This window comes from Allomesorhizobium camelthorni, assembly GCF_011045125.1.
GTDB classification, from domain to species: domain Bacteria; phylum Pseudomonadota; class Alphaproteobacteria; order Rhizobiales; family Rhizobiaceae; genus Allomesorhizobium; species Allomesorhizobium camelthorni.
Map to the genome: position 1 here is coordinate 1 of NZ_JAAKZF010000137.1, position 8,523 is coordinate 8,523.

8 protein-coding genes and 2 pseudogenes are annotated in these 8,523 nt (G+C 65.6%); 9 read left to right on the forward strand and 1 reads right to left on the reverse strand.

Features of this window, described 5'->3' with window-relative positions; translation table 11 throughout:
• A pseudogene (locus G6N73_RS33270) lies at positions 1 to 249 on the reverse strand (hypothetical protein); the annotation flags it as partial.
• Between the two features lie 153 nt (positions 250 to 402).
• Here G6N73_RS33270 and G6N73_RS33275 point away from each other — a divergent pair.
• The 9 genes and pseudogenes from G6N73_RS33275 to G6N73_RS33310 all read left to right on the forward strand — a co-directional run.
• Positions 403 to 1,809, forward strand: a complete 1,407-nt coding sequence (locus tag G6N73_RS33275) for an aldehyde dehydrogenase family protein (protein ID WP_165034168.1) — start codon at positions 403 to 405, stop codon at positions 1,807 to 1,809.
• A gap of 10 nt (positions 1,810 to 1,819) precedes the next feature.
• Positions 1,820 to 2,613: pseudogene (locus G6N73_RS37620) on the forward strand (GMC family oxidoreductase); the annotation flags it as partial.
• A 39-nt stretch (positions 2,614 to 2,652) separates the two neighbouring features.
• On the forward strand, positions 2,653 to 3,423 hold the full coding sequence (locus G6N73_RS37625) for a GMC family oxidoreductase (protein WP_343044834.1): 771 nt from the start codon (positions 2,653 to 2,655) through the stop codon (positions 3,421 to 3,423).
• A gap of 28 nt (positions 3,424 to 3,451) precedes the next feature.
• Positions 3,452 to 4,708 (forward strand): ABC transporter substrate-binding protein, encoded by a 1,257-nt coding sequence (locus tag G6N73_RS33285; RefSeq protein WP_165034169.1) that lies wholly within the window; start codon positions 3,452 to 3,454, stop codon positions 4,706 to 4,708.
• Between the two features lie 61 nt (positions 4,709 to 4,769).
• A complete protein-coding gene (locus G6N73_RS33290) occupies positions 4,770 to 5,723 on the forward strand; it encodes a branched-chain amino acid ABC transporter permease (protein ID WP_206079231.1) in 954 nt (317 codons plus the stop codon).
• Positions 5,723 to 6,682, forward strand: coding sequence for an ABC transporter permease subunit (locus tag G6N73_RS33295; RefSeq protein WP_165034170.1), 960 nt, complete (start codon positions 5,723 to 5,725; stop codon positions 6,680 to 6,682). Before G6N73_RS33290 ends, G6N73_RS33295 begins: the two co-directional genes overlap by 1 nt.
• Positions 6,679 to 7,395: an ABC transporter ATP-binding protein gene (locus G6N73_RS33300; protein WP_165034171.1), complete on the forward strand. Its 717-nt coding sequence runs from the start codon at positions 6,679 to 6,681 to the stop codon at positions 7,393 to 7,395. The genes G6N73_RS33295 and G6N73_RS33300 overlap by 4 nt, the downstream gene beginning before the upstream one ends.
• On the forward strand, positions 7,396 to 8,118 hold the full coding sequence (locus G6N73_RS33305) for an ABC transporter ATP-binding protein (protein ID WP_165034172.1): 723 nt from the start codon (positions 7,396 to 7,398) through the stop codon (positions 8,116 to 8,118).
• A gap of 112 nt (positions 8,119 to 8,230) precedes the next feature.
• On the forward strand, positions 8,231 to 8,523 hold a 293-nt coding region (locus G6N73_RS33310), incomplete at its 3' end, for a hypothetical protein (protein ID WP_165034173.1).

Below are 8,523 nucleotides of genomic sequence, written 5' to 3' on the forward strand. Positions count from 1 at the left end.
TTCTTCCTGGATGATCAGGAAGTAGTTCTCGCCGCCGTCGCGGCGGATGTTCTGCTGCGTGCGGACGATCTGTTGGACGTCGGTCGCGACATGCGCCATCTCCAGACCGGCACGGCCCTCGATCTGAACCGCGCCGCGCGTCGTCGCCCGGCTGTCTCCAGGACGCGCGTCAAACTGTCCGCAGACACGCTGCAGGTCACTGCGAAACTGCTCGATCGGCAGCTTGGCCGAGGGCACTTGGGTCAGCATGGCCCGAAAGGATGCAGCAGAAGGGATTTCGACGCAATCGACGAAATCAGGCGTCCTGTCGTCCGAGTCCAAGCCGCCCGTCGCTGACCTTCAAGACAAGCTCCCCACTCTCTCGCATCGTGGCATTGAGGAGAATTTCAAGGGAGGAGTGCCATGCCCGACTACGGCATGATGATCGGCGGCGCGCGTGTCGCGGCTGCGGAAACGTTCGGCGTCTACAATCCATCGACGGACGAAGAGGTGGGCCGTGCGCCCAACTCCTCGCCGGCCGACCTCAACGCCGCCGTCGGAGCGGCGCGCGCCGCGTTCGAGGACTGGTCGAAGACGCCGGACGGTGAACTACGCGCGGCCTGCGAGGCCGTCACCGCCAAGATCGGCGAGCATGCCGAGGAACTGGCTGTTCTCCTCACCAAGGAGCAGGGCAAGCCGCTCGGCGGGCTAGGTTCGCGGTGGGAAATCGGCGGTGCCCAGGCCTGGGCCGGCTACACGTCCAACCTGTCGCTGGCGATGAAGGTCCTCCAGGACAACAACGAGGGCCGGGTAGAGATGCATCGTAATCCGCTCGGTGTCGTCGGCTCGATCACGCCGTGGAACTTCCCGGTGATGATCGCCGTCTGGCACATCCTGCCTGCGCTGCGCACCGGCAACACCGTAGTGGTCAAGCCGTCGCCGTATACCCCTCTGGCGACGCTGCGCCTCGTCGAGCTGATGAACGAGGTTCTCCCCGCCGGCGTGGTCAACGCGGTCGCCTCGGATGACCGGCTGCACAACATCGGAGCCGCGATGTCGTCCCATCCGGATATTGCCAAGATCGTCTTCACCGGTTCGTGCTCGACCGGACAGAAGGTGATGATGTCGGCTGCCGAGACGATGAAGCGGCTGACCCTCGAACTCGGCGGCAACGATGCCGGCATCGTCCTGCCCGACGTCGACCCGAAGGCGATCGCCGAGGGCCTGTTCTGGGGAAGCTTCATCAACAACGGCCAGACCTGTGCGGCCATGAAGCGGCTCTACGTCCACGACGACGTCTACGACCAGGTCTGCGACGCCCTTGTCGCCTATGCGCGCAACATCCCCGTTGGCGATGGGCTGGACGAGGGTTCCGTGCTCGGACCGGTCAACAATCGGCTGCAGTTCGACAAGGTATCGCGGCTCGTCGCCGAGGCCCGGAGCAAGGGACGCGTGCTGCTCGGCGGCGAACCCGGTGGGGGATTGTTCTTCCCGCCGACAATCATTGCCGACCTCGACAACGCCGATCCGCTCGTCGCCGAGGAGCAGTTCGGACCGGCCCTTCCGATCATCCGCTATACCGATCTGGAGGAGGCGATCGCGGCTGCGAACGACAGCCCGAACGGACTCGGCGGCTCGGTCTGGTCCAAGGACATCGATAAAGCGAAGCAGGTGGCCCGCCGGATGCAGTGCGGTTCCGTCTGGATCAACAAGCACGGCGCCATCCAGCCCAATGCGCCGTTCGGAGGCGTCAAGAAATCTGGCCTCGGCGTTGAGTTCGGCGAGGAAGGGCTCGCCGAATACACCGACATTCAGGTCGTCTTCAGCTGAGGCGATCGCAATGGCATTGAAAAAGTTCGATTACATCATCGTCGGTGGCGGCTCGTCCGGCTGTGTGGTCGCCAATCGCCTGTCCGAGGATCCGGGCGTGCGTGTCCTGCTCATCGAGAGCGGCCGCCGCGACGCCGACCGCTGGATCAACATTCCCGCTACCTTCTTCAAGGTCATCGAGAAGGGGCGCGACATCGTCGCTTATGTCGGCGAGCCGTCGAAGCACCTGAACGGCCGCCCCGCGATCGTGGTGCAGGGACACGTCCTCGGCGGCGGGTCGTCGGTGAACGCCATGATCTACGTTCGCGGCCAGAGCCAAGACTATGACGGCTGGGCACAGGACGGCAACCGCGGCTGGAGCTATTCTGACGTTCTGCCGGTGTTCCGCGACCTCGAGAACAATATGCAACTCGCGGGCGAATATCACGGCACTTCCGGCGAGCTTCACGTCTCGGAAACCGGCTTCCATCATCCGCTGTCGCGCGCCTTCATCAGGGCGGCGCAGGAAACCGGCATCCCGTACAACCCCGACTTCAATGGCGCGCTGCAGGAAGGCGTCGGGTTCTATCAGACGACAACGCGTGACGGTCGCCGCTGGAGCGCGGCGCAGGCGTTCCTGCGCCCCGCCGAGAAGCGCGGCAACCTCACCGTGCTGACCGAGACAAGGGTGGCCCGCGTCACCTTCCAGGGCAATCGCACCACCGGCGTGCAGCTCGAAAACAGCACGACATACGAAGCCGGCGGTGAGGTGATCCTGTGCGCGGGGCGATCGAGACCCCCCGACTGCTACAGCTTTCAGGCGTGGGGGCCGCGGAACATTTACGCCAGCACGGGATCGCCGTGGTGGCTGACCTCCCCGGCGTCGGCGAAAACTACCAGGACCATCTGGAATCGACAGTCCAGGGCGAGACGATCGATCCGGTCTCCATCTTCGGCCAGGACAAGGGCCTGACTGCCGTCCGGCACATGCTTCAGTACGTGACCACCCGCACTGGTCTCCTGACTTCGAACGTCGTGGAAAGCGGGGCGTTCATCGACGTGTCCGACGCGGGTATCCCGGACATCCAGTTCCACGTCCTGCCCTTTATGGTCGGCTGGGTCGACCGGGCGCCGATCCCGCAACACGGCATTGCCATCGGTCCATGCTTCCTGCGGCCGAAGTCGCGCGGCAGCGTCAAGCTGCGTTCGTCGAACCCGAAGGATCCTGCGCTTTTCGACGCGGGCTCCTTCTCCGATCCGGACGATCTCGAGGTGCTCGTACGCGGCGTCGGCAAGGCCATCGAGATTCTTGAGGCGCCTTCGCTGGCCCGGATCGTCAAGCGGCTGGCCCTGCCGGAGCCCGGGGTCGAGAAAGACCCGGCGCGGCTGCGCGACTATGTGCGCCAGACCGCGAAGACCGTGTTCCATCCCGCCGGTACGGCCAAGATGGGACCGGATTCCGACCGGATGGCCGTGGTGGACACTGAGTTGCGCGTGCGGGGGACTCGCGGCCTCAGGGTCTGCGACGCCTCGATCATGCCGCGGCTGATCTCGGGCAACACCAACGCGCCGACGATGATGATTGCCGAGAGGGGGGCACGCTTCATCGCGGGGAAGGAATCACTGAACCCCTGATCAAGCAGGGACACTGAGGGAGGAGACGATGAAGAGACTTTTGGTTCTAGGGCTGGCGGTGCTCGGCGCCGCGACTCTGTCGGGAACGGCCGCGGCGCAGGACAAGCCCAGATGCGGCGCCGGCAACGGCACTGCCGCGACCGGCGCGCCGATCAAGGTCGGCGGCATCTTCGGAAATGCCGCGCCCGGCGACTTCTCGTCGGCGACCGACGCGGCGAAGGCCTTCTTCGACTGCGTCAACGCCAGCGGCGGCATCCACGGCCGTCCGGTCCAGTACATGATCGAGAACGACCAGTGGAACCCCGAGCTCGCGGGCCAGGCGGCGTCCAAGCTGGTGCGCGACGAAGGCGTGGTCGCGATGGTCGGCAACGCCTCGTTCGTGGAAATGAGCGTCAACGCGCCGCTCTACGCCAGGGAGAACATCATGGCGATGGCTTCGGGGTGCGCTGTCTCGGAGTGCTTCGAGAGCTCGAGCATCGTCTCCACCAACCAGGGGCCGCTGGCCTCCTCGGTCGGAGCGGCGATCTATGCCGTCGAGGAACTCGGCGCGAAGAACATCTCCTGCATCGGCCTGGCTATCCCCTCCGTCGGGAACTGGTCGTGCGGCGCGGTCGAGGAATACATGGCGTCGAAGGGCCTCGCGGGATCGTCGGTCTTGCTCAATCCGGCGGCGCCGGACGTCAACTCCGGCCTTCTCGAAGCAATCGCGTCCGGTGCGGACACGATGCTGGTCAACCTGCCGGCCGGCCTCGCGATTGCTGTCCTGGGTTCGGCGAAGGAACAGGACATCCGCGACACCTACAAATGGATCAGCTCGACGCCGCTCTACGACCGCTCGGTGCCCGGCGCGCTCGGCGAGTACTGGGACGGCGCCATGTTCGTCAACGCCGAACTCACCCCCTTCGACGGTACCGGCCCTGACAACGTGCATTGGCTCTCGGTGATGGACGCCTACGCCAAGGCCGAGGATCCGCGCGACACGTTCAGCCAAGCCGGTTACCTGTCGGCCAAGTTCTTCACCCAGATGCTCGAGGCGATGGACCCTGGCGACATCGACGTCCGCGCAAAGGTCACCGCGGCGATCAAGGCGATCGCCGGCTACAGGAGCGATCTGATCTGCGGACCCTACTATGTCGGCGAGGTGGACCGTCATATGCCCAACCACGCGGGCACCATGGTCAAAGTGTCGGGTGCCGGCTTCGAAGTCGTTCGCGAATGCTACGAATACGAGGGTCCCTACTTCGCGCCCCTGATCGAGGCCGAGAAGAAGTTCGGACTGCGCTGACCGACATGTCGGCTCGCTCGGTCCGCGCTGAGAGCGGACCGGGCGTCCCCTGGGGGCGACGATGCAGAAGCACATTCAATCCGTGTCGGCCTATGTCGTCCTGATGGCGGCGATCATGACCGCGCTGACCTGGGCCATGCCGGCCAAGATCGTGGGCCTGTTCGTGGTCTCCGGGCTCGCGGTCGGCTCGCTCTACGCGCTCGGCGGCATCGGCCTGGTCGTCCTCTACCGCGCCACCGGAGTCCTCAATCTCGGTGCCGGCGCCATCGGAGCCTTCAGCGTGATGCTCGCCTGGCAGCTCGATGTCAGGGGATGGCCGGCGCCCCTGACCTGGCTGGCAGCGATCGGCGTCGCCACGGGCCTGTCGCTCATCTACGGCCGGCTGATCGCCCCGCGGCTCGCCTGGCGCGATCCCGTGGTCAAGGCGGTGGCTACCCTGGGCCTCGCGCTGATCGTCCTTGGAGTGACGGCCTTCCTCTGGGAAGACGACGTGCGCAAGTTCTCCCTTCCGACGGACGAGGTAGGGGTGACCATCCTGGGCCTGCGCGTGACGGTGACCCGGCTGATCGTCGCGTGCGCGGCCGTCGCCATCGTCGTCGGCATATCGCTCTTCCTCGCCTGGACACGGGTCGGCCTGCAGATGCGCTCGCTGGCCAACGACCGCGACCTATCGGCCCTGCTCGGCGTTCCGATCCTGCGGGTGGAGACGCAGGCGTGGGGCATTGCCGGCGCGATCGCGGGCTTCACCGGGCTGATGTTCGGCGATCTGGTCCGCCTGGAGCCGACTATCATCACCTTCCTAGTCATTCCCTGCATCGCCGCCGCCATCTGCGGCCGGCTGCATAGCCTCGGCCTCGTGCTGGTCGGCGGACTGTCCATCGGCGTCATCGAATCGCTGATGACCCTGTCGCCGACCTTCAAGTCGGTGCGGTCGATGGCGCCGTTCGTCATCGCCGCGCTGGTGCTGATGTGGATGCAGCGCGGCCGCCGTCCTCTCTTCGCGGGAGATCAGTAGTGGCGTATTCGACCTCCGGGATCGCGGGGCTCGCCTTCGCCGCCCTCACCGCCGTCTTCCTGCCGGTGCTCGTCGGCAGCCAGTGGGTGCTGATCTTCACCTCGACGGCGTGCTTCGCGCTGGCCGCCGCCGGCATCGGCCTGATGTATGCCCGTCTCAACATGGTCTCGCTAACGCAGGTGGGGCTCATGGGCGTGGGCGGATGGGTGACGCTGCGGATGAACCATGGCCTCGGCCTGCCCTTCGAGTTCAACCTGCTCGCGGCCGGTGTCGTCACCGCCGCCTTCGGCATGCTTCTGGCGCTGCCGGCGCTGCGCATGCGCGGGCTCTACCTCGCCCTCATCACCCTGATGTCGGCCGGCGGCATCGAGATCGTGCTTTCCACGTTCCGTTTTCCGAATGGCGGCGAGGGGTTCTGGGGTGTCATGCCCTCGGTCGCGGCGCCCTTCCGCCGTCCTGTGCTGGCCATCGAGGACGGCGCCTATCTACGCTACGCGATCGTCGTGTCGACGCTCGGCATGCTGCTCATCGAACTGCACCGGCGAGGCGCTCCGGGTCGCGCCTGGGCAATGATCCGCCGCTCGGAGGCGGCCGCGATGGCGTCCGGGGTCAATGTCACTCTCTACAAGGCATGGGCGTTCGCCTTGTCCGGGCTGCTGGCCGGCTTGGCCGGCGGGCTGCTCGCCGGCTCGATCGGGCTGCTCGACGCGGCGACCTTCCGCGCACCGGAATCGATCATGCTGTTCGCGCTCGCGGTGGTCGGCGGCGCCGGGAGCTGGCCGGGCGCTGTGATCGCCGCCATCCTCTACCGGGTGCTGCCGGCGCTGTTCAACGACTGGGGTCTCAATCCGGACCTGGCGCTGGTCATCTTTGGCGCGGCGCTCCTGCACGCCATTATGACCGCTCCCGAGGGGATCGCCGGCCAGATCAGGGCCGCCCTGCCGAGGTGGGCGAAATGATCGAGCTCGAGAAGCTCACGGTGAAGTTCGGCGGCGTGACAGCGCTCGACCACGTCTCGGCGCGCTTCGAGAAGCCGGTCAGCGGCATCATCGGACCAAACGGCGCGGGCAAGACGACGACGATGAACGTTATCTCGGGCTTCCTCCGCGCCACCGGCCGGGTCTGCGTGGACGGAGTCGACCTTGGCGGCCTGTCTCCGCATAGGCGGACCCGATGGGGCCTGCGCCGCTGCTTCCAGCAGGAACAGATCGCGGATGACCTCAGCGTCGCCGACAATCTGCAGGTGCTGCTGGATGCGCTTCCGGGAACGCGCACCGAGAAGCGGGCGGACCTCGACAGTGCGCTCGACGTGACCGGGCTGTCGGCACGCGCGGATACGCCCGCCTCGGAGCTCAATACCTACGAACGGCGGCTGACGGATCTCGCACGCTGCCTGGTCGGCCGTCCGCGCCTGGTGGTACTCGACGAGCCGGCGGGAGGTCTAGGTCCGTCCGAAACGGCACACCTGGGGGACCTCATCCTGAGCATCGCCGTCTTGACGGGCGCGCAGACGTTGGTGATTGACCATGACGTCGACCTCATCTCGCGTATCTGCGAGCAGACGCTGGTGCTCGATTTCGGCCGCCGCATAGCATGCGGTGAGACCGCGGCGGTCCTGGAGGATCCAAAGGTGAGGGCTGCCTACCTGGGCATCGCGGAAGAGGGCGCGTGAATGCTCGAGGTCGCTGATCTGACGGTTCGGCGCGGCTCCAAGACCGTCGTCTCTGGTGTCGGCCTGGCGGCTGAGCGAGGCAAGGTACTGGCGGTTCTGGGCGCGAACGGCGCTGGCAAGTCGGAACTCGTGTTGGCGATGGCCGGGATGCTGCCGGTGCAGTCGGGGGAGGTGAACGTAGATGGGCGCTCGATCCGCGGCCTGGCGCCGGACCAGATCCGCAAGGCTGGGATCGCCGCCGTGCCCGAAGGTCATCGCGTGCTCACGCAGCTGAGCGTAGAGGACAATTTGCGCGCCGCAGCCAGCATCCTGCCGGCCGGCCAAGTCGATGCCGCTCTGTCCGATGTCTACGAGCTTTTCCCGGAACTTTCCGAACGCAGGAAGCAGCTGGCCGGCACCATGTCCGGCGGCCAGCAGCAGATGGTTGCTATTGGCCACGCGCTGATGTCGCGTCCCTCATTCCTCCTGATCGACGAGATGTCGCTCGGACTTGCGCCGCTGGTAGTCAAGCGGCTTGCAGCGACCGTCCGCTGCCTGAAAGACAAAGGCGTGGGCATCGTGATCGTGGAGCAGTTCGCCGAAGTTGCCCTCTCTCTCGCCGACAGGGCGATGGTGATGCGCCTGGGCAAGGTCGCGTTCAATGGGCCGGCCGAGCAGTTGCGAATGAGCCCGGAAGCACTGCACGCGGCCTATTTCGAGGGAACCAGTACCGGCGGACGTTGAGGCCATCCCATGTGTTGCTTGGCAGTTAGAAGTAAGAATGCTCCTGATTCGTTCGGGTTGGGCATTGTGAGAATCCCGACGACCGGATTCTCAATTTAACTGCATTTGCGAAGTGATCATCACACTCGAGACCGGTAATTTCTCTGGGGTCGATTACGAGTTGTTAGGCCTGCGCAGTCCATCAGCATTGCTTTGTTTCGGAGACGAAGCGATGGCGGTGGAATGGACGATCACGATCGAGGGGAAGAACGAGTTCGGCGACGTTTGTCGGCGGGAAATGAGGATCACCAAGAGCTGGGAGAGCCTGTTCGACGGCGATAATACTCCTGTCCATGCGGCGGTGCTTGTGTCGCCACCGATCTCGGCCGTGATGCGGCCAGCTCGTTTTTTTGGATCCCACGCACC

Excerpts from the sequence above, each read along its gene's own strand:
- G6N73_RS33275 (WP_165034168.1), top strand. The coding sequence starts at position 403 with ATGCCCGACTACGGCATGATGATCGGCGGCGCGCGTGTCGCGGCTGCG.
- G6N73_RS33285 (WP_165034169.1), top strand. The coding sequence starts at position 3,452 with ATGAAGAGACTTTTGGTTCTAGGGCTGGCGGTGCTCGGCGCCGCGACT.
- G6N73_RS33290 (WP_206079231.1), top strand. The coding sequence starts at position 4,770 with ATGCAGAAGCACATTCAATCCGTGTCGGCCTATGTCGTCCTGATGGCG.
- G6N73_RS33300 (WP_165034171.1), top strand. The coding sequence starts at position 6,679 with ATGATCGAGCTCGAGAAGCTCACGGTGAAGTTCGGCGGCGTGACAGCG.
- G6N73_RS33305 (WP_165034172.1), top strand. The coding sequence starts at position 7,396 with ATGCTCGAGGTCGCTGATCTGACGGTTCGGCGCGGCTCCAAGACCGTC.